Genomic DNA, 23,122 nt, shown 5'->3' on the forward strand with positions numbered 1-23,122 from the left:
CCGGGGAACTGCGCTGCCGGAGCTACCTCCGCGTCCGGGGTAAACGTGCAAGCCGAACGCAGCGTCTGGGACGGCGTCCAGTGCAGCAAGTACTGCCGGAAGCTCCCGGAAGGACTCCCGCGCGAGCTCTTCCGCGAACTGCAGTTCTAGGATGACGCCCCACCGAGGGGTGTGCCAGACCCAATCGCTAGCCCCGTTGGTAACCGCCGCTTCGAGAAGCAGCTCGCCATGGGCACGACGCCACCCATCGGCGGAGACGTCGCCTTCCTGGACCTCGATGGTGAGCCAGGCGCTCATGGCCACAGACTAGCCCCAGGCATGCTGCCGACGGGGCTCTTGACCCGACTGATCAAGACGCCGGAGCCATACCCATTTGCCGCTCGTCGCGCGGCCGGAGCGTTTTGCCTGCGCGACCCGTGCGCCAGGCCAACGAGCGTCGGAACGGTGGTCGCCTTCGTTCGCTGGCGGGTCACGAACGCCTTCAGGCCAGGACGGCGCGGACGACGAGCTCGAGGACCGGCCGGATGTCGCTGTCGTCGTGGCGGGCGACGCGATGCAGGATCAGTCCCTCCGCGCACGCCATCATGGCCCGGGTCGCCGCAACCGGGTCCGTGGCGCCCAGCTCTGCAAGTGCCCCCTGCAGGGCGGCCTCAAAGGTTGCCCGACCCCGTCCGAGGCTCTCACGCAAGGCGGGATTGTGGCTCGCCTCCATGAAGAGGACCAGCCGTGCGCTGGTCAGTGTGCGCTGGTCCTCGGTGGTGCGGTCCAGGAGCGCCACCATGGCCTCGAGGAGCTCCTCGGCCGACTGCGGGGCGAACGTGGCTCGCATCCCAGAGATCTCCCGCTCGAGGATGGCGTCCGCCACCCCACGAAGGAGGGCGTCGCGCGTCCGGAAGTAGTTGGACGTGGACCCCGGCGGGAGGTCGGCCCGCTCGTCGATCCGGCGGTGGGTCAAGGCCTTCAGGCCCTGGGTGCCCACCAACTCGATGGCGGCATCGAGGGCACGGTCCCGCAACGATCTCATCTGAGCACTATATGAGTAGTGACACCGTGCCACTACGCGAGTAGTGTGGCGTGGTGAGGCGGGGCGCCTGCCGGGAAGGATGTTCCCCATGCCATCGGTACTGGTCACCGGAGCCGGTCGCGGGATAGGCGAGGCCATCGCGCTGCGACTGGCCCGCGCCGGATGGACCGTTTTCGCCGGCGTGCGCGAGGAACTCACCGGGGAGGGCCTGGGGCGCGAGGACCGCGGCATCACGAGGGTCCTGCTCGACATCACCAACGAGGCGCACGTCGCCGCCCTGGCCGACAACCTGCCCGACCGGCTGGACGCCCTCGTCAACAACGCCGGCATCGGCGTGCTCGGCCCGATCGAGACCGTGTCCATCCCAGACCTTCGCCGCCAGTTCGAGGTCAACCTCTTTGGCCAGGTCGCCGTCACGCAGGCCGTACTGCCGCAGATCCGTACCGGCGGCGGCCAGATCGTCTTCATCTCCTCCACCGGCGGCCGGGCACCGGTGCCCATGGAGGGCGCCTACTGCGCATCGAAGTTCGCGGTGGAAGCAGTCGCGGACGTGCTCCGGGTCGAGCTCCGGCCCTGGCACATCGAGGTGTCCGTCGTAGAGCCCGGCCCCACCGACACCGGCCCGTGGCAGCAGATCCAGCCATTGCTCCATGCCATGGAGCTGGGCATGGCGGCCAACCACCGCGAGCTCTACGCGCAACACATCAGCGGCATGCTCAAGCTGGTCAGCACGCTCCAGGCCCGGACCGTGCCGCCGGACGTCGTAGCCCGCGTGGTCGAGCAGGCCTTGACTGCGCGCCGCCCTCGTGCTCGCTACGCCGCCGGGGCCCAGGCCCGGGCGATGGTCACCATGAACGCAGTCCTGCCCACGCGGTTCAACGACGCCATCGGAGCCCGACTCCTGGGCCTGCGGTAACCCACCCGGTTCAGACAGGCCCGGCACGTCATGGTGCCCAGATGCTGAACCGGGGCCGCCCGGACGACAACGTCGGGACCGGACGCGGGTGTCCGGTCCTGGCCGCCAGTTGGGGCCTGGAGGGGGTGGCACGGCCACGCGACCTTCCGATCATCGTTGCACGTTCAGAATCTATCGTTGTACGATACCTGTGCATTGTTTCTCGACGAAAGAGATGGCTATGAACAGGTGGGTCGTGCTGAGCCTGCGGGTGGTGCTCGCGATCGCGCTGCTGGGCTCGCTGGTGGTGCAGGTGCTGATCGTCCCGCTGCTGTGGCTGGACATGGACGAGGCGGGCGAGGGGTTCCGCACCTCACTGGCGGTGATCGCCGTCCTCGGCATCCTGTGCCTGCAGGTCATCGCCGTGTGCGTGTGGAGGCTGTTGACGATGGCCGCGCGCGGCACCGTGTTCTCCCCGGCCAGCTTCCGTTATGTCGACATCGTCATCGGTGCGATCGCGGCAGGCTCGGTCCTCGTGCTCTGCGTCGCGGTGGTGGCCAGGTTCGCCAACCACGCGGTCGAGGGCGACGCCGTGGCTCCTGGGCTGGTGGGGATCATCTCCGGGCTGGCTCTGGTGGCCGCGGGGGTCGCCCTGCTCGTCTACGTGATGCGCACCCTGCTCGCGCAGGCGGTCGCGCTCGACGTGCAGTCCCGTCAGCTGCGCTCCGAGCTCGACGAGGTGATCTGATGCCGATCGTCGTGGACATCGACGTCATGCTGGCCCGGCGCAAGATGGCCGTGGGCGTGCTCGCCGACAGGATCGGCATCACACCGGCCAACCTCTCCGTCCTCAAGAACGGCCGTGCCAAGGCGGTACGGTTCACCACCCTGGAAGCGCTGTGCGAGGCGCTGGACTGTCAACCGGGGGACCTGCTGCGCTGGGAGCCGGACGGTGATAGCCCGTCCGGCATCGGCTGACCTGCTGCCATGGCTGACCTTCCGGTCACCGTCCACGTCGACGTCCTGGTGGTGGGCGCCGGCCTGGCAGGACTGCGCACCGCCACCCGGCTGGCGGAAGCAGGCCACGAGGTGCTGCTCGTGGACAGCCGGGCCTCGCTGGGCGTGGGGATCCGCACCACCGGCATCTTCGTGCACCGAACCCTGCAGGACTTCCACTTCCCCCCGCACACGCTCGGCCCCGCGATCCGGCGCGTGGTGCTATACCCACCCAGCCACCGCAGACCCGTGGACCTTCGCAGCGAGCGGGATGAGTTTCGCGTGGGCCGGATGGCCGAACTGTGCACCTGGGCCGGGGAGCAGGCCAAGCAGCACGGGGTCCAGATCATGCTCGGCACCACCTACCAGGGCCGCGACGGCACGGCCTACCACCTGCAGGGACCGCACGGAGCAGTCCGGGTGCTCGCCCGCCTGGTCGTCGGCGCCGACGGGGCCCGCTCCCGCGTGGCCAGGGACCTCGGACTGGACACCAACCGTGCCCTGCTCGTGGGTGCTGAGCAGACCTACCCGGTGCACGACCCGACCGATCCGCCACCGACGTTTCACTGCACCCTGGACCCGCGGATCGCCCCTGGCTACCTGGCCTGGGTCGTGCACGACGGCGCCCACGTCCACGTCGGGACCGCTGGGTACCCCGCCCAGTTCCGCCACGGCCTGCGCCAGAGCCTGGCCACCTACCGCGCCCGGGCCCCCGGGCTGTCGACCGCCACGCGCACCGGACCGGTCGAACACCGCGCCGGCCCGATCCCTGTGGGCGGGCTGCTCCGCAGGATCGGCAACCGGGACGGTCTCCTGGTCGGCGACGCCGCGGGGGCCGTGTCCCCGCTGACCGCCGGAGGGCTCGACCCGTGCCTGCGCCTGTCGGACCACGCGGCGCAGATCCTCGACGAAGCCCTGAGGACGGGACGGCGCGAGAGCCTGGACCGCTACGACGCGGCCCCCCTGCGCCGTCGGCTCCGGGGCCGAACAGCTCTTCGGACCGTGCTCGCCCACACCAGCTCACCCCGCCTGGTAGAAGCCGCCTTCACCGGCCTGCGCACGACCCCTGGCCGTGCTGCTGCACGCCAAATCCTGTTCTCCGACAGGTCCTTCCCGATCGACGCCCCTACCGCACCTAGGGAAGGCGGGGACGTCACCCCACGCCAGGGCCGAACCGTTGAGGCGTGCCCCGGCGACGCGCGGGTCACTACTCCCCGTTAGCGGACTTGCCGCCATCGCCTCGGGCCGCACCGACGACAACCGCTGCGTCAGCACCCTCAACGTTGCCTACCGCGGAAGCGCGCCCGTCCAGAAGGACGCCAGCAAGTTCGAGGAGGTCGAAGGCGTCACCATCTGGAAGGACGTCTCCCACGACGGGCAACCCACCCAGGTGCACGTGATCCTGCTCGACAACGACTGGCCCGACGGCGACGACATCTACTTCAAGCACTACCAGGTGCCCACCGCACAGACCGTCTAGGGCAGGCCACACGCCGGCGGGTCCTCCAGCCACCGGCGGGCACGAACGGCCCGTCCTGACCAAGGCCCTACGGGCATCCAGGCGATGATGCTCGTCGTCCACCGTGGGTCCCAAAGACGTCTCACGGCGCCGTGGGTGGGTCGGAGCAGGTGACGGCAAGGTCGTGTCACGACGACGCCTCCGCCACGGAACGGGACCCGAGACCGACCATGGCGTGCTCGACCCTCCGACGGGTACGTGGTGACCTGTGCGGCCCTCCCGGGTGCAGGGGGGGTACTCCCCGGGAGGGCCGCCCGCGGCGGTGGGGTCTGCCCGGCGGTGATGGGCTACCGGGCGACGCGCACGTCCCCCGCGGGCCGGTCTAAGCCGGCACCGAGCAGCGTAACGCTCAGCCGAGCCCCGCGGTCAACGTGGTCGGGGGCTGCGTCAAGGACCGTTTCCAGGGACGTGTGGGGACGTGCCCTGACCTGCGGTTCTTCCAGCGTCCCCACCCTGGCAGGGGCGTGGTGGGGGCCCTGGTGGGGACGTAACCGGGAGCGCTGGCCGGGGAGCTTCTCGTGGGTGTTCGCACGAGAAGAGGAGCTCGAGATGAGTGTGGCGACAGCGTTGGGACTGACCGGGTGGGACTGCGACCTGCTGGCCACGGCCCGGTCCCGGTGGGACACCTGGGCGGGGCTGCACCCGTGCCTGGACGTCGGGGTCGGACCGGAAGGGCTGCGGCAGTGGTCGTTGGACGCCGCCCCGGCCCGGGCGAACGAGGTGCTGCTGGCCCTGGCCGAGCTCGGTGCACCCGACGGCGGGGGAGAGGCCGCGGCCACCGGGATGCTGCTGTGGGTGCTGATGCCGGGGGCGGTGCGCCTGTCCCGGTCGCTGGCCCGGTACGGCCCGGACGTGGACGAGGCGGTCGCGGCCCAGCTGTGGATCAGCGGACGGACTGTGGCCTGGCGCAACCGGGTCAAGGTCGCCCCCTCGGTGATGCTGAGCGCCCGCCGCGGTGTCCTGCTGGACCTGGAGGTCACGGCCCGGTGGGTGGACCATGAGACCCCCTCGCAGGACATGGACCTGCTGCCCGCCCCGGCCCCGGACGGTGGTTCGGCCGGGGCGGTGGACCTGGTGCACGAGCTGCTGGCCGACGCCCGCCGGCGGGGGGTGGTCAGCCGGCAGGACTGCCGGGTGCTGCTGGACCTGTCCGAGCACACCACCACCCGCACGACCACGCTGTGCCGGGCGGGGCTGCTGAGTCGGGCCGCGGCCCACCAGGTCGCCCGCGAGCACGGCTCGTCCCGCACGACCATCTTCCGGCGGGCCCACCGGGCCCTGGAGGCCCTGCAGGCCACCTACGCGGACCGGGCCAGGACCGCATGAACCCCACACCAGCCCCCGGTCTGCATGTGGGCGTCATGGGACCTGCTGCCTCGACACCGGGCACCCCTCGTGCGGCCGACCCGCCCGACACCTGCCGGGCGAGCGTGAGCGTGGCCGAGCTGCGGGCCGCGTGGCACGCGGCCGCAGCCGGCCGCTTCCGCGGGACCATGCAGCAACCCTCGACGGCCCCGGGCGCGCCGGCCACCGAGGGCGAGTGGTCCCCGACGGGGGAGGTGGTCGCGGTGCTCGGGTGCCACGGCTACGCCGGGTGCACCACCGTGGCCGTGGCCCTGGCCGCCGCGACGGACCGCCCGGTGCACCTGCTGGAGACCGCAGCCCCGGGCGCGAGCGGCCTGGTCGGGTACGCCACGGCCGAGCTGGGACCCACCGGCACCGGGTGGGTCCGCGGCCGCCGCGACCACGTGATCCTGGACCGCCGCGAGCACCCCGGCCCGGTGCCCCTGCCCGACCCCGACCCGCCCACCCACCCAGACATCCCCGACCCGGGAGGCACCGCACAGGAACAGCTCACGGTGGTCGACGCCGGGTGCCACCCCGACGGGCTCGAGGCTGCCCCCGGGTGGGTGGGCCCGGCGGTGGCCGCGGCACAGCACCTGGTCCTGGTCACCACCGCCACCGTCCCGGGCATGAGGCGTCTGGAAGAAACCCTGGAACGCCTGGGGCCCTCCCACGCCAGGCTGGTGCTGGCCGTGCGTGGCCCGGCCCCTCGCCGGTGGCCCGCGGCGGTGCGGCACAGCACCGGCCCGGCCACCCGGGACCTGCTGACCGGGGTGGTCCCGGTCCCGCACGACCCGGGCCTGGCCGTGCACGGCCTGGACACCCGCCCGCTGCCGCGCGAGCTGGTCGCCGCGGCCACCGACCTCCTGCATGGCCTCGGCCTGACCGGGGCACGACCCGCACCGACGAAAGGCAGCACCCGATGACCACCACGCTCTCTCCCGCCCTGGCCCACGCCGGCTCCCTGGTCGCCCAGGTCTGCCCGCAGGCACCACCGGGGGCGCAGGTCCACGTCGACAACATCCTCGGGTACGTCCTGTGGGGCGTGGGCATCCTGTTCTTCCTCGGCGTCGTCATCGCCGTGGCAGCGATCGCCGGCGGGCGCATGTTCGGCATGCCCCATGCCAGCACCGGCGGCATCATCGGCCTGGTCATCGTCTTCGTCGCCGTGATCGCCTACCTGATCCTGCCCGGGATCCTGGACGCGATGATGGGCACCGGGTGCGTCTGAGATGACCACCACCACACCCGGAGCGTGGGGTCGGGGCAAGCTGCTGGCCATCCTCGCCGCAGCCCTGGCCGCAAGCCTGGGACTGCTGGTCGGCCTGGGCCTGTTCGTCCGGCAGGTCCTGACCGACGAGGCACCCGACCCCCTGGCCGCGCAAGAAACTGCACCCGCCCAGGTGGTGCTGGCGGAGGCGCACCTGCCGCAGGAGGGCCCTGCCCGGCGGGAACGGATCGCGGACACGCCGATGCTGACCGTGGACGACCCACGCGCCTACCGGCAGGGGCAGGTGACCACCACCGTCACCGAGCCCCTGGGCGTCCCCTCGCCGACGACGACCGGTCCGGTGGACGTGCCCACCGGGTTCCCCCGGACGCCCGAGGGGGCGGTGGGACAGCTGGCGGCGATCGACGTGAGTGTGATCCGGGCCATGTCGGTGCCGGCCACGCACGAGATCTACCGGTCCTGGTCCACCGGTGGTGCCGACCCGGCGAGGTGGGTGATGGCCGGCAACGTCACCGACTTCCTCACCGCCGCCGGCCAGGCCGGGCAGACCAAGGAGGCCGGCCTGGTCGTGACCGCTGTCCCGGCCGCCGGCCAGGTCAAAGGCACCGACGGGCCGGACTGGGTGGTCGCCTGCGTCCTGCTGCAGCTGGAGGCGTCCCTGGTCGAGCAGGCCCAGGCCGCGTACGGGCACTGCGAGGCCATGACCTGGACCGGCGACCGGTGGGTCATCGACACCACCCACCGGGTGTCCCCGGCACCCTCGACCTGGCCAGGGACCGACCTTGCCGCCCGGGCCGGGTGGCGCCCCTGGTCCCCCGCACCGGCGCCGGTCGACGCCGGGCCCACCGGGGACGTCACCGGTGGGACGGGGACGTGGGTCGGTCCCTTGGACGGGCGCGGGTCGGGGGGTGGTCGGTGATGCCGAACCCGTTCGAGTACCTGGCGGCCAAGGCGGTCGGGGAGCTGGTGGCCGACGCGTGGACCTCGATCATGCTGGCGATCTGGATGGGCGGGCTGTGGTTCCTGCGCACCGTCCTGGGCCTCGTGGACGCCATCCTGACCCCCGACGTGACCGCTGACGGCCCGGCCGGGCAGGTGTACCGGACCACGTTCTGGCTCGCAATCGCTCTGCTGCTGATCCTGGCGATGGTCCAGCTAGGCGTGGCCGCGTGGCGGCGGGACGGGACCGACCTGGCCCACGCCGGGATCGGGGTGGCCCAGTTCGTCGTCGTGTTCGCCGCCTGGGTCGGGTACGCGGTGATGATCCTGGCCGCCGCCCAGGGCCTGACCCGGTCCTTGCTGCGGGCCATGTTCGGGGTCGAGGCGTTCGCCCACTGGGAACCCTCCGGGACCCTGGTCATCGCGGCCGAGGACGTCACCGACGCCCTGCTGGCCACCGTCCTGGGGTTCCTGGGCCTGGTGCTGTGGCTGGGCGGGGTCGGGTTCCTGCTGGTCATGCTGACCCGGGCCGGGGCCCTGCTGGTGCTGGTGGCCACCGGCCCGATCGCCGCTGCCGGGCTGGCGGCCGGGTTCTCCAGGGGCTGGTTCTGGACGTCGTTCCGGTGGTTCCACGCGGCCGCGTTCACCCCGGTCCTGGTCGCCCTCGTGCTCGGCCTGGGCACCTCGGTCACCACCGGCGTCGTCCAAGGGGAGGCCGACGGGCTGGCCAAGACGATCGGCACCGCGATCCCGGGGGTGTTCCTGATCTGCATCGCGGCGTTCTCCCCGCTGGCCCTGTTCAAGCTGCTGGCGTTCGTGGACCCCGGCACCTCCTCCGGGGCCGCGATGCGCGCCGGGTACGAGGCCCACGGCGGTCTGCGCGGACTCACCGGCCGCGGCGTGGCGACCTCCGGGGCCGCGTCCACCCTCGACGGGCACGGCCGCCCCGCGGGGGAGGTGTCCGCCGAGGGCCAGGCCAACCAACGCGCGGTGACGGCCACGACCAGCCTGGGATCGACCGCCGGCGGGCTGGCCCACCCGGCCCTGGGCGCGGCGGCCGCCGTGATCGGGGCAGGGGTCGGGTCGTTCGTCTCGGCCGGCACCCGCGGCGCCGCGGTGGCCGCGGACCTGGCCAACCAGGCCGGCGTGGGCCACAACACCTACGTCCCGGACTTCCAACCCTCCCGCCCCACCGGCGACCGGCACCGGCTCGCCCACCCCGAACAACGCGGCGAGAACACCGGCAGCGGCGGCGGGGAAGCCGGCGGGGGAGCGGTCCAGGCACCGCCGCCGGCACAGACCAGTCCCAGCACCGGGACCGGGCCGATACCCCCACCCAGCGGTGGCGGCGCCGGGTCCGGTGCGGCAGCCGCCGGTGCCGGCGCCGGGGTGGTGACCCCGTGACGACCCAGCCCAGCCGCAAGGAGCACGACCCCTGCCGGCACGACGTCAGGAAGGACACGGTCATGACCGTCTACCGCGACTACACCCGCGCCCGCATCGGGTGGTTCTTCGGCCTCACCGGCCTCCAGCTCGGCCTCCTGGCCACGGCGGTCCTGCCGGTGGCCTGGTCGATCTCCCAGCAGGACTGGGCCGCGGTGGGCCTGTCGATCCTCGGTTGGGGGGTGCTGTTCGGGATCGTGGCCGTCCCGGTGCGGGGCCGGTCGATGACCGGGTGGATCACCTCGACCGTGTCCCTGGCGGCGGGCACCCTGGCCGGGTGGACCCGGTTCCGGGCGCGGGCCACCACCGGGCAGGCCAGACCCCACGAGCAGGAGCAGGAGCAGGTGGACCTGCCGGGAATCCTGGCCAGCGTCGTGATCCACGAGGGCCCACCCACGGGACACTCCCACCGGCGGGTCGCGTTGATCCAGAACCACTCGATGAGGACGTGGGCGGTCACCGCGTCGATCGTGCACCCGGGACTGGGCATGGCCGAGGCCGAGGACCGGGAGGTCTACGGGCAGGGCCTGGCCGAGCTGCTCGACGCGGCCGTGCGGGCCGAGCTGGCCTGCGAGGTGATCTTCATGGTCCGCACCGTCCCCGAGGACGGTGCCGAGCGGGCCGACTGGGTCCGGCGCCACCGCACGGGCAACGCCCCGGCCCAGGTCAGCGCGATCAACGACGACCTGCACGAGTCGCTGACCGCCGCGACCGTGCGCACCGAGCAGTACGTCACCGTCGTGGTGCCCGAGTCACGGCTGGGCAAGGTGGCCCGGGAGTACGGCGGGGGTATCGACGGCCGCGCCAGGGCCCTGTACGGGACGATGACCGAGGTCGAGTCCCACCTGCGCGGCGGCCTGGGCGTCTCGAGCGTGGAGTGGCTGACCAGCCGCCAGCTGGCGATCGCGTGCCGGACCGGGTTCGCCCCGGGGGACCGGGCCACCATCATCGACGCCCTCGCGGCATCCCAGACCGACGACGACGTGAACACCGACGTGCCGTGGGAGATGGCCGGCCCCTCCGGTGCGGATGCGGCCGTGCGGCACTACTCCCACGACGCCTGGAACTCGGTCTCCTCCACGGTCAAGCTGCCGGTCAAGGGTGCCGCGATGGGGGCACTGGCCCCGGTCCTGTCGGCACACCAGGACGGGGAGCGGCGCTCCTTCATGGTCTGCTACCCCCTGGTGCCGCCGGGCCGTGCCGACCGACAGTCGGCCAACAGCGAGTTCGGTGCCGACCTGGGGCAGTCGTTGCGGGTCGCGGCACGGATGAAGCAGCGCACCAAGGACGTCGACGAGTCGCAGAAGGTGCGCGCCCTGGAGTCCAAGCTGGCCCGCGGCAACTCCCTGACCGTTCCCTACGCGGTGGCCACGGTCACGGTGCCCAAGACGGTCCGGGCGGCCGAGGCCGGCCGGCGCCTCGACTCCTCGATCCGCCGGGCGGGGTTCGCCCCGCTGCGCCTGGACCTGGCCCACGACGTGGCCTTCGCCGCCTCGGTGGTGCCGATGGGCATCAGCCTGACCCGGAAGGCGAGCTGAACCATGAGCACCTCACACAGTCGGAACCCTGGTGGCCGCCGGGGGAGCACCGGCCGGGACGTGGCCCGTCTGCTGGCCGACTTCGGCCACGACGCCCCACCGGCACCGACGCCCGCAAGGCAGGAGCGGGAGCCGCGGGTGTTCCGGCCCACCAGCACCAGAGGACCACGGAAGGCAGATCGTGGTTGGGCCCCGGCGAAAGCGCCGGTGGCGACCTGGCGGATGACCAGTGACCAGGCTCCGGCGTTCTGGCCGTTCATCCCCACCCCCGCGCTTCCACCGACCGGGGCGCAGATGGGCATCGACGTCGCCTCCGGGGCCGCGTTCCACTGCGACCCCCTCGGCTGGGTGGTCCGCCCTGACGTGCCGATCAGCAACCCGAACATCATGTGCTTCGGCAAGCCCGGGATGGGCAAGTCCGGGACCACCAAGGCGTTCATCCTGCGGATGATGGACTTCGGGTACCGGGCCCTGATCCTGGGTGACACCAAGGACGAGTACGAGGGGGTGTGCCGGTTCCTGGGGGTGCAGCCGATCGCCCTCGGCGCCGGCCTGGGGGCCCGGGTCAACCCCCTGGCCCTCGGCCCGCTGGCCCACGGGTGGGAACGGCTGGACGCCGTGGAGGCGCAACGCCGCGCCCAGGCCGTCTTCTCCCGCTGGTTGACCCTGATCCGTGCCCTGGTCGGGTCCCAACGGATCGGGGAGAACCTGGTCCCCTTTGGACCCAGCGACGAGGCCGTGGTCCGCACCGCCCTGGCCGACCTGACCGGGTACGCCGCCGGCGCCACCTCCTTGGCCGAGACCACGCTGCCCGGGCTGTGGCACGCCCTGGACAACCCTGCCCCCGAACTGGTGGCCGCGACCCGGTTCGAGACCACACGGGCGTTCATGGACTCCACGCGCCTGCTGCGCGACGCCCTGGGCCAGCTGGTCAACGGCGCCCTGGCCGGCATGTTCGACGCGCACACCAACGTGCACATCGACTGGCTCGCGCCGATCCAGTCCCTGTCCCTGTCCCGGCTGCCCCAGGAGGCCGTGGGCATCGCCCTGACCTGTCTGGGCTCCTGGGGCGCCGGTCAACGCGAGGTCGTCTCCCGGGCCGACCAGCGCGTGGTCGTCCGTGACGAGGCGTGGCGGCAGCTGCGGCTGGGGCCGGAGGCCGTCAAGGCGTTCGACGCCGACATGCGCCTGTCCCGCGGCTTCGCCGGCCAGGGCGGGGACATCCAGTACGCGGTCGCGCACAAACCTTCCGACCTGCTCTCGGCCGGCGACGAGGGCTCGGTGGCCCAGACCATCGCCCGGGACATGCTGCACCTGGCCGACATCAAGATCCTGCACGGCCAGGGCCCCAAGGTCGCAGGCGAGCTCGACGAGATCCTGGGCCTGGGCCCGTTGGCCGTGCACGCCATCACCACGTGGGCCCGGCAGGAACCTGGTCGCGCCGTGTGGCAGGTGGGGGACCGCATGTACAAGGTGGCCACCGTTCTGCACCCGCTCGAGGCCGCACTGGCCAACACCAACCTTGGTATCGAGTCGGCGGGTTAGAAGTTCGCGTGAAAATCGACAGTCTGGGCGGAAACCTGAGCATCGGCGGTGGTGCGAGGGGACGTAGGTGCTCGTGTTCGATGGGAATTGACGGCGGGCGAGCCTTGTATGGCCAGGGCCTCCCGACTGTAGGAGCTAAGGACGGCGTCTCGTGGCGTGGCCGGACGTCAGCCGTGGTGTCCGCGTGTTCGGCACAGGGTATGTCGGAGGAAGTGCGTAGGGTCCTGCCTCGTGGGTGCGCCGGGAGGAGCAGTGACGAAGCCAGTCCCGGCGTTGGGGAGCGACTTTCGGCGCCTGTGGGTGGCGATGGCTGCGGGTCAGACCGGCTCGGCCCTGGCGATGGGAGCTTTCACGTTCGTGGCGACCGAGGTCCTGCTCGCCACGAGCTTCCAGGTCTCTTTGCTGGCGGCCGCAGGGACCGCCGCGGCGGGACTGCTCGGGCTACCGGTGGGGCCGTGGGTGGAGCTGCGCCGCAAACGACCGGTGATGATCGGTGCGGACCTGGTTCGTGCCGTGGCCTTGTTCAGCGTGCCGATCGCGCACCTGGCAGGCGTCCTGACGTATGTTCACCTGCTCGTGGTGGCGGCGGTCATCGGCTTTGGCCAGCTGCTGAGCCTGACGGCCAGCACCGCCCACCTCAAGGCACTGGTCTCCCGCGAGCAGCGCACGATCGCAGTGAGCCGGATCGACACCACCAGCTGGATCGCCAACAGCAGCGGGCCACCGCTGGGCGGTGTCCTGCTGGGCGTGATCGGCCCGACCATCACGCTCGGCCTGGACGCAGTGGCCCACCTGGCCTCTGCATTCAGCCTGAGCCGTATACGCCAACCCGAGCCAGACCCGGCGCCACGCCCGCCAGATCACCGGTGGGTCAAGGACCTGACCACCGGGTGGAGCTTTGTCCTGGGCCATGCCACGTTGCGGCCGCTGTTCGTCAACGCGATGCTCTTCGGCGCGATGATCATGGGCGCCCAGCCCCTCATCCTGCTGTTCATGCTGCGCGACCTCGGCTTCACGCCCTTCCAGTACGGGCTGACGCTGGGCCTGCCGGCCGCCGCCGGCCTGGCCGGTGCGATGCTGGCCCCACACCTGGAGCGCCGGTGGGGACGGGATCGGGTGATGGTGGTCCTCGGGGCGTTGCGGGCCGTGTGGTTGATCCCGATTGCGTTTGCCCCACCAGGACTGGCCGGTGTAGCGGTGATCATCACCTGCGACACCCTGCTGCTGTTCTTTGCCGGAGCGTTCAACCCGCTCTTTGCCGGACACCGCATGGATGCGGTGCCCGACCACCTGATGGCTCGCGTCTCAGCGGCCTGGAGCGTCTCCAACCGTGTCCTGTGGCCGGTCGCCATGCTGCTCTTCGGTGCCCTGGCTGTGGCCACCTCGACACAGGTCGCCATCCTGCTCAGCGCATTGGCTCTGCTCGTGTCCGGGGTTCTGCTGCCCTGGCGTCTCGTGCGGCAGGACTGAACGACTCCGACGAGAACCGCGTTGAGCACGGAGCCCTTGACTCGCTGCGGAGGCTCCTGATCGTAGGCCGCGCCAGAGCCCAGGCCGGTGCTAGGGGCGCCGTGCAGCTACAGCAGCGGTTCACCGTCGAGGTTCCTGGTCGTCTCCGCCCACAGCTGGGATCGGTCAGGCAGCGTCAGCAGCCCCGTCTTGGACGGTTCGATCATCGTTGTCGCCCCCACGAGCCTGCGCCCGCCCGGGAGTTGCGCTCGATTCTGTCCGGACCCGCCGCCGGGGCGGGACGGGATGGTCAAGGACGCCGCCTGGTTTCAGTCCCGGGGGCTGTTGATCGTGAGGTCGGGGTGTTCGATGGTGGGCAGGTAGCGGGTGGCGCCCTGGACGGACAGGCCGAAGAGGTCGCAGATGCGTCGCAGGTCTGCGGTGGCCTGCAGTTCGTGCAGGATCCTGTCTTCGCGGAGGGACTGTGGCCGCAGGGTGGTGCCGGTCCAGGGCCAGGCCTGTCCGGGTGGGGTGAGGCGTGGCGCGGTCTTGCGGTTGATCAGCAGATGCGGGTTGGCGGTCTCGGGCCAGGTGCGCTGCCGGTCGTCGAGCCACGCAGCGAGCCTGGAGCGGACCGGGGCGGCCAGTGGCAGTACCCGGTCGCCGAGGGTGAGGCAGCCGTCGGCGATGGCGGTGAGTTGGAGGGACCGGAGTTCTTTGCCGGTCAGGCCGTGGAAGGCGACGAGGGCGACGCACAGCGCGAGGGCAGGGTCGGGGGAGTCCAGTCCCTCCCGGACGGTGGCCGGGTCCAGCGGCAGTGGGATGTTGGCCCGGACCTGGGTGCTGGGCAGTCCGCGGGCGGGGTTGGTGAAGAGCAGCTTGCGGCCATGGAGAACCTTGAACAGCGACTTCAGCCCGGTCTCGGCGAAGCGGCGTCGCGCGCCGGTCTGGGCGGCAACCGCGACCCGGACGTCCTGGCTGGTGACCTCGGCAAGGGAGCGGTAGCCAGCCTGGGCCCAGGTGGTGACAGCGGGTGTGACGCCGTCCACGTGCAGCCGGACGGTCTGCGGTTCGCGCGGCAGCTGCCGCGGTGCGGTGCGGCTGCCGTGCACCATGACGTCGACCCACAGCTCGAGGTGCTCGACCATCTGCGGTGGCAGCCCGGCGGTCCTGGTGGTCAGGTAGGTCTGCAGCGGGGTGGGATGGTCCTCGATGAGCAGTCCGGCCTGACGCAGGACGTCCATCGTGGAGGTGATGTTGCCCTGGTAGCGGGGCAGCATCAGGACCTCACTAGCGCGGATCTTCGCGTTCGGCGTGGTGCGCAGGGTCTGCAGCAGCCGCAGGGAGCGGATGACGTCGTTACGCTGCCTGGCCGACCAGCCGAACCGGGCGGCGTGCTCATCGACGATCGAGGCGCAGTAGCGGGTCAGGTCGCTGTCGGCGACCGCGGCCAGGGCGCGGACCATCTTGGGGTCGGGCGCCAAGTCGAACAGGGTGAGCTGGTCAGGCCCGTGGTCCGTGAAACCGGTGCCGGCGGGGAACGGCAGGGAGTTGCGGTTCCGGGCACGCCAGGGGTCGGCGCGCAGACGGGGGGTCTTGCGCCGCTTGATCAGGATGTTGGCGAAGAACAGCTGCTGCCCGTGCCGGTTGGCACCGGCCAGGTCGAGGCTGCGGCCGGGCTCCTGCAGGGACTGGGCCTGGGACAGGCACAAGCGGCAGGCGCCCTGGTCCCCGACGCGGGTGAGGCGGCCGCAGTACTGGCAGGTCTGCTCGGGGCAGTTCGCCCGCCACCACCGGCACGCCCAGCAGGTCCAGTTGTGGCGTGGATAGACGCCCCAGGCCAGGCAGATCTTGCACGAGCCGACGTGCAGCGGGCTTCGCGGGTGGCAGCGGCCGCACAGGCCCTGGCTGAAGTAGTCTTGCTCGGTGCCGCAGGCCGAGCACGCCGGCGGGGGAAAGGGCCCACCGGGCAGGCAGTCGTAGCAGACGTCGACCCGCGGCCGGGTCCAGGCCACACGCCGGGCCAGGCAGGATCCGCACATCGGTGGCAGCCGCAGCGGCGCGGACTCCCCGGCAGCTGGCATCGCGTGCTCCCCCCGTCGGTCTATACCGGCGGCGTGGACCGTGGCTTGCCGAACCGCGGCGACACCACGGGCCCACGTGCGCCGGGCGAGGCGCCCTCACCGGTCGCGGCGTTCTCCGCCGCTGGCCGGGCAGCGGCGACCTTGTCCGGCTCGGGTGTCATCAGGTCGTTCGGGGTGCACTCGAGCACGGCGCAGAGAACGTCCAGCTCGGCCAGGCGCAGCGTCGGTGGGCTGCCGGCCCACCATGAGGACATCTTCCCGGCACTGATGTCGAGCCCGGCATCGGCAAGCATCCTGCGCATCTGCGTCGACTTCCAGATCCCGCGCTCGGCGGCGCGAAGCCGCAGGTTCCACTGCATCGTCTCAGCCTTCCTTCTCGGTGATCCCGAAGCGGGCAGCTACCCGCATGTTGGCGCTCTTCCAGGCCAGCTCGACGTGTTCGTCCCGGACGTGGATGTAAGAGGAGGTCGTCGAGAGCCACTGGTGACCCAGCAGCTCCTGCAGTGCCTTCAGGTCCATGCCCGCCTCGTAGAGCGAGGAGGCGCAGTAGTGGCGCAGCACGTGTGGAGTCAACTGTCCCGACCACGCCGGCAGCCATCGCCGGGTCTGGATCGTCAGCGTCCGGCGCAGCGCGTTCGCGCCCACTCGGCCGCAGCGGTCGAGGTCGGTGTCGAACCGCTCGGAAGGGAGCATCGGGGCGTCAGGGTCAGCGAAGTCGCCCCCGTACTGGTGACGAACCTCGGCCAGCCACCAGTCGATCAGCTGGTCCGCGCCGTTGATCGCCGGGACCAGTCTGGGCTTGGGGCCGCGCCCGCCGGAGCCCTTGCCGAACCGGACGTGCAGCTTGCCAAACCCGCCGAGGTCGGGCCGCCAGTCGCGGATGTCGAGCATCACGGTCTCGTTGATCCGCAGCCCGAGGCGACGCCACAGCGACGCGGCGAAGTAGTCGCGGGCGGCTGGCAGATACTTGCGGGCCTGCCCGACCGAGTCGCGCCAGCCGGTGAAGAGGTCCTCGACCTCGGCGTCCGAGGGAGGCACCCGCACCTTGCCCAGCGAGTGGCCGGACTGCCGGTTGAACTCATCTATCGGTTGCCCCACCGTCACCCCGGTCGCGCGTCGGATCGTGCCGCTGTGCCGGGCGATCAGGAACTCGTAGAAGCCTGCCAACGCGCCGGCCTTGCCGGCCCTGGTCGACACCGTCCAGCCCCGCCGTCTCTGCTCGGCCATGAACCGGTCGGCATCCTGACAGGTCGCCTCCCACAGCGGTGTCGTCAGCGACCTCGCGAACTCGATCACCACCGACCGGGTGCCACTGATGTGGTCATCGCTCAGACCTGCTGCCGCCATCGCCAAGGCGTACTGATCGACCAGTTCCTGCTCGAACTCCTGAGCAGCCTGAGCGTCCGGCAGGACCACGTCCTCGGCGCCGCCACCTGGCAGCGCCACCAACTCCATCAGAACTCGACTTCACCAAGGGCGTTCATGCATCGACAGTACAGCAATAGCGTCAGCCAGAGTGACGACGCATCGTTCTGCGCGCCCAACCGCCCCGAGCCGACGTGGCCTGCGCACGAGCAACGTCAAGCAGAAACCGGGCCAGGAGAACCTGAGTCCCTAGAGACAGCCAGGTGAGGGAAGTGAAAAGCGTCCTGGCCGTGATGGCCGCTCTCGCGGTGCTGCTGGGATTTCCCCTGGCCACCGCGGTGCTCGTGGCCTCGGTGGCCACGCCCGCGATGGCGCAGCAGCACCGCACCCTCTTCTGCGAGGGGACCCTGCCCGTCACCGGGGACTGGCGGCCACCGTACGAGACCGCCTATGCCCTGACCCCAGGCTCGGGGTTCGGGCAGCGTTTCCACCCGATCCACAAGGAGTGGCGCCTGCACGCCGGGGTCGACCTTGTCTCCCAGCCGGCGGGCGCCCCGGTGGTCGCCGCCGCGGCCGGCACGGTCACCGGATCCGGGTGGACCAGCGGGGGAGGGAACACTGTCACCATCGACCACGGCGGCGGCATCAGCACCCGGTACCTGCACCTGGCGGAACCCAGCCCGCTGAGGCTCGGGCAGGCCGTCCACCAGGGTCAGCGGATCGGTGTCGAGGGGTCCACCGGGGACTCCACCGGTTCACACCTGCACTTCGAGATCCGCCAGGACGGGCAGCCGATCGACCCGGTCCCGTTCATGCTCGAGCGCGGTGCCCCCCTGAACGGTGTCGCCGTGGCACCCTCCCCACCGGCGGGGGAGGACCCGTTGCCACCGTGGGTGCCTGAACTGCCCGAGGACGGGGAGGGTGGCATCGGGTTCGAGCTGCCCGCCCCGGGGGAGCCGCGCCAGGACTCGCTGCGCAACCCGCCGCTGCCGATCCCGTCGGGCATCCAGGCGTTGTACGAGCAGGCCGGGTCGCAGTACGGCATCCCGTGGGCCCTGCTGGCCGGGATCGGGATGGCCGAGACCGCCCACGGGGCCAACACCGGCACCAGCTGGGCGGGCGCGCGGGGCCTCATGCAGTTCATGCCGGCCACCTTCGCCGCCTACGGGGTCGACGGGGACGGCGACGGCTTGGCGCAGATCGACAACGATGCCGACTCGGTCCATTCCGCGGCCAACTACCTGACCGCCTCCGGGGTGCACCGAGGCGAGGAGGGGGTGCGTGATGCGCTGTTCGCCTACAACCACGCGCACTGGTACGTCAACGACGTCCTGTACTACGCCCAGCAGTACGGGGGCGGGCTGGTGCTGGGAGACCCGTTGCACTGCGAGCCCCAGGGCAGCAACCCCGACCTGCCCCCGGTCAGCAACGGACGGGTCGCGCAGATGCTGGCGTTCGCGGCCGGACAGGAGGGGGACTCCTACATCCTGGGCGCCGGTGGGCCCGACGCCTGGGACTGCTCCTCACTGACCCAGACCGCGATGGCCCAGATCGGGATCACCGCCCCCCGCACCGCCCAGGCCCAGCGGGACTGGCTGGGGATGGGCAACGGGTTCCGCGTGCCCCTCGACCAGGCCCGACCGGGGGACCTGTTCTTCTTCGACTCCTACCTGGGCCCGCACACGATCGGGCATGTCGGGTTCGTCTGGGACCCGGCCACCTACACCAGCATCGAGGCCGCCAACCCCACCAAGGGCGTCGGGCACTTCAGCTACGAGCACGCGCTGGACAACAACATCTTCGAGATCTGGCGTCTGGGCAACATCGAGGACACCCCGAAGGCGCCCAGCTGAGTCCCTGGGCCGTCCTCGTCCGCTTCAGGACGCAGAACAGTTCCCCGCCCCCGGAGATGAGGAAGCGATGCAGCAGGACAGGCTGAAGAACCCGCACCCGTGGACCTACGAGATCCCTCTGGCGATCGTGCTGACCTTGATGCTGATCGCGGTGCTGGGGGTGCATACCGGGCGGGCCGTGGCCAACCTCCTCGCCGGCGGAGGTTGGGGTTGGCCCCCCGCCACCGAGCTGTTCAGCAGCCTGCCCGGCCTCCTGCGCGGCGACGCCGGCGCCGGACTGAGCGACCCCGGCGACCTCGCCGAACCGGGGGCGCTGCGGACCTGGGTGCTCATCACGGCGGCCGTCAACCTGCTCGGCGCTCTGGTCCTGGCCGTGGTGGCCTACCGGCGCTGGGGACCGGGCCGGCTGCGGGGGATGGCCTCCAAGGCCGAGGCCGCGTCGCTGCTGGGACTGCCCCGGCTGCGCAGGCACCGGGCCGTGATCCGGCCCGACCTGTTCGGAAAGGCCGCGCGATGAACCTGCCCAGCCCCTTCGGTCGCAGCCGTCGTTTCGACCCTCGGGACGTGGGATGGAACCTTGGACGGTCCACCGCCCCCGCCGGGGTCGATCTGTGGGTGCCGTGGGACCGCACCGCCGGGGTCATCGGGCCACAAGGCTCAGGCAAGACCCTGGACCTGCTCACCCCCGCTCTGCTTGACGCACCCGGGGCGGCGCTGGTCACCCTCACCAAGCCGGACGACCTGCTCCTGACGTTCACCGCCCGCTCCACCCACGGGCGTCCCTGCGTCGTGCTCGACCCGTTCGCCCTGGTGCCTGGGCTCCCGGAGCTCGTGTGGGACCCGATCACCGGGTGCGTGGACGCGGTCGTGGCCGAGCGTCGGGCCAAGGCGTTCACCGCCGGCACGATCAAGGGTGCTGTGGCCGAGGGGTATGGGGACCAGGCCGCCCGGTTCTACGCCGCCGAGGCCGCCAAGGTCATCCAGGCCTACTTCCACGCGGCCGCGCTGACCAGCCGCACCCTGGACGACGTGCTGGAGTGGGTCGCCGACCCACGCTCCACCGTCGAACCCGCCGAGATCCTGCGCACCCACCCCCAGGCCGCCCGGTTCTGGCACGGACTGCTGCACGGGGCCCTCCACGGGGACGAACGGACCGCCGGCAACACCGTCACCACGGTGCAGCAGGCACTGTCGTTGTTCTTCCAGGAACCGATGCGCCAGCGGTGCGTTCCCGGCCCCGGGCGACCGGCGACCAACATCACCGAAGTTCTCGCCGGCGGCGGCACCATCTACCTGCTCGGCCGGGAGGACCCCTACGCCTCGGCCTCCCCGCTGATGACCGCGCTGGCCGAGCACGTCCTGGACACCGCCCTGGGCATGGCCCAACGGTCCGGCTGGGGCAGGTTGTGCCCGCCCCTGCTCGCCTGCCTGGACGAGCTGCCCTCCACCGCCCCCCTGCCCACCCTGCGCACCCGGATGGCCAACGAACGAGCCCTGGGCCTGTCCTTCATCTGGGCCGCGCAGACCCGCGCCCAGCTCGACTCGATCTTCGGCCAGCAGGAAGCCCGCGCCGTGCTCGGCCTGACCAACAACATGGTGCTGTTCGGCGGGTCCAAGGACGTCGCCTTCAACCAGGAGGTCTCCGACCTTCTAGGCAAGGTCCGCGTCGGTCGGGCCACCTGGAACACCGGACACCGCGGTGGACGCACCTACTCGGCCGAGGACATCCCTGTCCTGACCGGATCGGAGATCCGCCAGATCAAGGAACGGCACGCCCTGGTCATCTCCGAGAACGGCAAACCGGTCATGGCCCGGCTCCACCGCTGCATCGACGGCAGACCCGGTAAGCGACTCCTGGCCGACCAGGCCACGCTCCGGGCCCAGATCGGGGGCCACCAGCGCGCCACGATCAGCCCGCAGGCCCGCACCACTGCAGCCCTGGCCGCAGCCCGCCAGCACGGCCTCATCACAGCGGAGCACGACCGGTGAGCACCACCCACCAGGCAGGAGAACAGGGACGGGCACGCTACCCGCTGGCCAGACCCTTCCCCGCCCCCGGCCCGTTGATCGTCCACGCCTACCGGGAGCTCGACATCGCCCTCAACGGGGACGACGCGGCACGCAAGGCCGTCGGCCACCCCAGCAAGCTGCCCCGCCCCTGGGACCCCGGAACCATCGGCGACCCGCCCATGCGGACCGAGCTGTGGGAATGGCTCGAAGCCGTCGTCGAATGGGTCAACAGCGAACACGTCTGGGACCCTTCCTACCTCGTTCCGCCGTGCTGGCCCGCCCACCCCCACCTGGTCCACGAGATCGCCGTCCTGGCCGACCAACGCCGCAAAGCCGGCCAGGCCATCGCCAGCGACGCCCTCGAGGAGTGGCACCGCTACGCCCTGCCCGCCTTCTTCGACCGCCGCAAGACGCGGCTGCGCACAGCCTGCGACAGCCGCCACCACGACTGGCCAGCCAGACCCGCCCACGTCCGCTTCCAGGATGCCCACGAGCACCGGGCCCGGCACTACACCGGCGACGTTGACCACCACCGCCGGCTGCTGCAACCCCCCGACCAGACCCAGCAGATCCCAAGACTGCACCTCGTCGACGGCCACCGGGTCGACCCACGTACCGGTGAGGTGCACTAGGTACAGGGTGCGGAGTCCCCACCTGAGCGCCCGGTGAAGTCGAAGCGCGGGGCGGCGAACACCCGAGCGCGGTCAGGGCCCCGGAGATCCGTGACGTGTCGTGCGTGTTGCTCGTGCAGGTGAACCAGTGCGCCATGATCGCGTACCCGGCCGGTGGACCCGCTGGCACCTTCCGGGTGGCTGCGAGGACGTCCCCCTCGGTCCCGAGAAAGGACACGTCGCGCACGGTCGCCCGCCCGGTTCCGGTCTGTTCCTTGATCTGCTTCACGTCATACCTCCGCGGTGTTGCATGTCACCGCTGGACCCGCGGTCCATGGGTGCGCGCGCAGGTATGCCTGGCGCCCAGGGAACCCGGTGGGAGCCACGCGGGCTTCCCGATTGTTGGGGACCCCGGGGGTTGAAGGTCGCCACGTCACGGTCCCTGACGCTCACCGGAGACTTCGAAGGACCCCTCCGGGGCAGGGCGGAGGGGCGCTCCGGGGCAGGCCGGAGGGTTGGGTGCCTACTTCTTGAGGCGGCGGCTGCCGGCGTGCCAGTCCTCCTGGGTCCCCGGCCGGTCCACGTCCACGCCCAGCCCGGCCAGCTGGGGGGTCTCGCGCAGGCTGCGCTTGAGCTCGGCGAAGCCGGGAAAGGTGGCCAGGCCCACGACGTGGTCCCAAAGCCGTCCGGCCTCCTCCTCGTCCGGCAGCCGGCTGATGACCGGCCCGAAGAACGCCACGCCCGCCGGTGGCCGGAAGTGGATGATCGGGGTGCCGACGTCCTTGCCGGTGAGCCCGAGGGCCTCGTCAGTCTCGGCCTGGATCACCCGGTCCAAGGAGTCGTCGTCCAGGGAGTCCGCGAGTGCGGCGGGCAGGCCGGCCCCTGTCAGGACCGGCTCGAGGAAGTCTCGGGTGCCGCGACGCTCCCGGGTGCCGGTCGCGTCGGGCGTGTCGGTCCAGGTGTCGAAGATGCGGGCGCCGAGGGCGGCGTACAGGCTGCCCACCGCTTCTGGGCCGAGCTCCTGCCGGGCCCGTGCCGCCACCCGCAGCAGCCGCAGACCCGCGGTGTGGCCGGCCTCGTACTCCGGCGGGAAGTGGGCGTCGTAGTCCACCTGGGCGTTGACCAGCCGCAACGAGATGAACCGCCAGTCGACCGTGTAGTCGCGCTGGGCCTGCACGAGCCGCACCCACTTGCTGGTCATCCAGGCGAACGGGCAGACCGGGTCGAAGTAGAAGTGGATGTCGGGGCTGTTCATCGTCTCTCCTGACGTTCGGGT

General features: G+C 71.5%; 22 protein-coding genes. 17 read left to right on the forward strand and 5 right to left on the reverse strand.

Translation table 11 applies throughout. The features are described 5' to 3' along the window. Positions 1-481: 481 nt before the first annotated feature. Complete coding sequence (locus ACWHYA_RS12435) at positions 482-1,024, reverse strand: TetR/AcrR family transcriptional regulator (protein WP_134774141.1); 543 nt, start codon at positions 1,022-1,024, stop codon at positions 482-484. Positions 1,025-1,112: 88 nt separating this feature from the next. On the opposite strand from ACWHYA_RS12435, the gene ACWHYA_RS12440 reads away from it, so the two are divergent. The 13 genes from ACWHYA_RS12440 to ACWHYA_RS12500 all read left to right on the forward strand — a co-directional run bounded on the left by ACWHYA_RS12440 (position 1,113) and on the right by ACWHYA_RS12500 (position 13,944). Next, the gene (locus ACWHYA_RS12440; RefSeq protein WP_425943750.1) at positions 1,113-1,940 is read left to right on the forward strand and encodes an SDR family oxidoreductase; all 828 of its coding nucleotides are present in this window, start codon (positions 1,113-1,115) and stop codon (positions 1,938-1,940) included. A 220-nt stretch (positions 1,941-2,160) separates the two neighbouring features. Beyond that, entirely contained in the window at positions 2,161-2,667 is a 507-nt protein-coding gene (locus ACWHYA_RS12445) for a DUF2975 domain-containing protein (RefSeq protein ID WP_425943752.1), read from the forward strand. Continuing rightward, complete coding sequence (locus tag ACWHYA_RS12450) at positions 2,667-2,897, forward strand: helix-turn-helix domain-containing protein (protein WP_425943754.1); 231 nt, start codon at positions 2,667-2,669, stop codon at positions 2,895-2,897. The genes ACWHYA_RS12445 and ACWHYA_RS12450 overlap by 1 nt, the downstream gene beginning before the upstream one ends. Positions 2,898-2,906: 9 nt before the next feature. Next, entirely contained in the window at positions 2,907-4,136 is a 1,230-nt protein-coding gene (locus tag ACWHYA_RS12455) for an NAD(P)/FAD-dependent oxidoreductase (protein WP_425943756.1), read from the forward strand. Further along, positions 4,093-4,395 carry a hypothetical protein gene (locus ACWHYA_RS12460; protein ID WP_425943758.1) on the forward strand — a complete coding sequence of 101 codons (303 nt, stop codon included), beginning with the start codon at positions 4,093-4,095 and terminating at the stop codon, positions 4,393-4,395. The genes ACWHYA_RS12455 and ACWHYA_RS12460 overlap by 44 nt, the downstream gene beginning before the upstream one ends. A gap of 588 nt (positions 4,396-4,983) precedes the next feature. After that, the gene (locus ACWHYA_RS12465; RefSeq protein ID WP_425943760.1) at positions 4,984-5,760 is read left to right on the forward strand and encodes a hypothetical protein; all 777 of its coding nucleotides are present in this window, start codon (positions 4,984-4,986) and stop codon (positions 5,758-5,760) included. Positions 5,761-5,795: 35 nt separating this feature from the next. Next, positions 5,796-6,704, forward strand: a complete 909-nt coding sequence (locus ACWHYA_RS12470; protein ID WP_425943762.1) for a hypothetical protein — start codon at positions 5,796-5,798, stop codon at positions 6,702-6,704. After that, positions 6,701-7,009 carry a hypothetical protein gene (locus ACWHYA_RS12475; RefSeq protein ID WP_425943764.1) on the forward strand — a complete coding sequence of 103 codons (309 nt, stop codon included), beginning with the start codon at positions 6,701-6,703 and terminating at the stop codon, positions 7,007-7,009. Before ACWHYA_RS12470 ends, ACWHYA_RS12475 begins: the two co-directional genes overlap by 4 nt. Before the next feature lies 1 nt (position 7,010). Then, a complete protein-coding gene (locus ACWHYA_RS12480) occupies positions 7,011-7,928 on the forward strand; it encodes a hypothetical protein (protein WP_425943766.1) in 918 nt (305 codons plus the stop codon). After that, positions 7,928-9,352 (forward strand): hypothetical protein, encoded by a 1,425-nt coding sequence (locus ACWHYA_RS12485; RefSeq protein WP_425943768.1) that lies wholly within the window; start codon positions 7,928-7,930, stop codon positions 9,350-9,352. Before ACWHYA_RS12480 ends, ACWHYA_RS12485 begins: the two co-directional genes overlap by 1 nt. Continuing rightward, positions 9,349-10,929 (forward strand): SCO6880 family protein, encoded by a 1,581-nt coding sequence (locus ACWHYA_RS12490; protein ID WP_425943770.1) that lies wholly within the window; start codon positions 9,349-9,351, stop codon positions 10,927-10,929. The genes ACWHYA_RS12485 and ACWHYA_RS12490 overlap by 4 nt, the downstream gene beginning before the upstream one ends. Positions 10,930-11,151: 222 nt before the next feature. Next, entirely contained in the window at positions 11,152-12,474 is a 1,323-nt protein-coding gene (locus tag ACWHYA_RS12495) for an ATP-binding protein (protein WP_425943772.1), read from the forward strand. Between the two features lie 252 nt (positions 12,475-12,726). Then, complete coding sequence (locus ACWHYA_RS12500; protein ID WP_425943774.1) at positions 12,727-13,944, forward strand: MFS transporter; 1,218 nt, start codon at positions 12,727-12,729, stop codon at positions 13,942-13,944. A gap of 308 nt (positions 13,945-14,252) precedes the next feature. Here the strand turns inward: ACWHYA_RS12500 and ACWHYA_RS12505 are convergent, their stop codons facing one another. From ACWHYA_RS12505 to ACWHYA_RS12515, 3 genes are read right to left on the reverse strand one after another with little or no spacing between them, the layout of a single operon-like run. Continuing rightward, complete coding sequence (locus tag ACWHYA_RS12505; protein ID WP_425943776.1) at positions 14,253-16,007, reverse strand: hypothetical protein; 1,755 nt, start codon at positions 16,005-16,007, stop codon at positions 14,253-14,255. A 20-nt stretch (positions 16,008-16,027) separates the two neighbouring features. Next, the gene (locus tag ACWHYA_RS12510; RefSeq protein ID WP_425943778.1) at positions 16,028-16,366 is read right to left on the reverse strand and encodes a helix-turn-helix domain-containing protein; all 339 of its coding nucleotides are present in this window, start codon (positions 16,364-16,366) and stop codon (positions 16,028-16,030) included. Between the two features lie 4 nt (positions 16,367-16,370). Then, positions 16,371-17,462, reverse strand: coding sequence for a tyrosine-type recombinase/integrase (locus ACWHYA_RS12515; RefSeq protein WP_425943780.1), 1,092 nt, complete (start codon positions 17,460-17,462; stop codon positions 16,371-16,373). A 173-nt stretch (positions 17,463-17,635) separates the two neighbouring features. Here ACWHYA_RS12515 and ACWHYA_RS12520 point away from each other — a divergent pair, with 173 nt between their 5' ends. From ACWHYA_RS12520 to ACWHYA_RS12535, 4 genes are all read left to right on the forward strand, one after another. Further along, positions 17,636-19,225 carry a peptidoglycan DD-metalloendopeptidase family protein gene (locus ACWHYA_RS12520; RefSeq protein ID WP_425943782.1) on the forward strand — a complete coding sequence of 530 codons (1,590 nt, stop codon included), beginning with the start codon at positions 17,636-17,638 and terminating at the stop codon, positions 19,223-19,225. A 67-nt stretch (positions 19,226-19,292) separates the two neighbouring features. Beyond that, a complete protein-coding gene (locus ACWHYA_RS12525) occupies positions 19,293-19,742 on the forward strand; it encodes a hypothetical protein (protein ID WP_425943784.1) in 450 nt (149 codons plus the stop codon). A 47-nt stretch (positions 19,743-19,789) separates the two neighbouring features. Then, positions 19,790-21,214 carry a type IV secretory system conjugative DNA transfer family protein gene (locus ACWHYA_RS12530; RefSeq protein ID WP_425943786.1) on the forward strand — a complete coding sequence of 475 codons (1,425 nt, stop codon included), beginning with the start codon at positions 19,790-19,792 and terminating at the stop codon, positions 21,212-21,214. Then, positions 21,211-21,867 (forward strand): hypothetical protein, encoded by a 657-nt coding sequence (locus tag ACWHYA_RS12535; protein ID WP_425943788.1) that lies wholly within the window; start codon positions 21,211-21,213, stop codon positions 21,865-21,867. The genes ACWHYA_RS12530 and ACWHYA_RS12535 overlap by 4 nt, the downstream gene beginning before the upstream one ends. A gap of 502 nt (positions 21,868-22,369) precedes the next feature. Here ACWHYA_RS12535 and ACWHYA_RS12540 read toward each other — a convergent pair. Then, positions 22,370-23,101: a DsbA family protein gene (locus ACWHYA_RS12540; protein ID WP_425943790.1), complete on the reverse strand. Its 732-nt coding sequence runs from the start codon at positions 23,099-23,101 to the stop codon at positions 22,370-22,372. Positions 23,102-23,122: the final 21 nt, after the last annotated feature.

The sequence above is a fragment of the Ornithinimicrobium carbonis genome, from assembly GCF_977012275.1.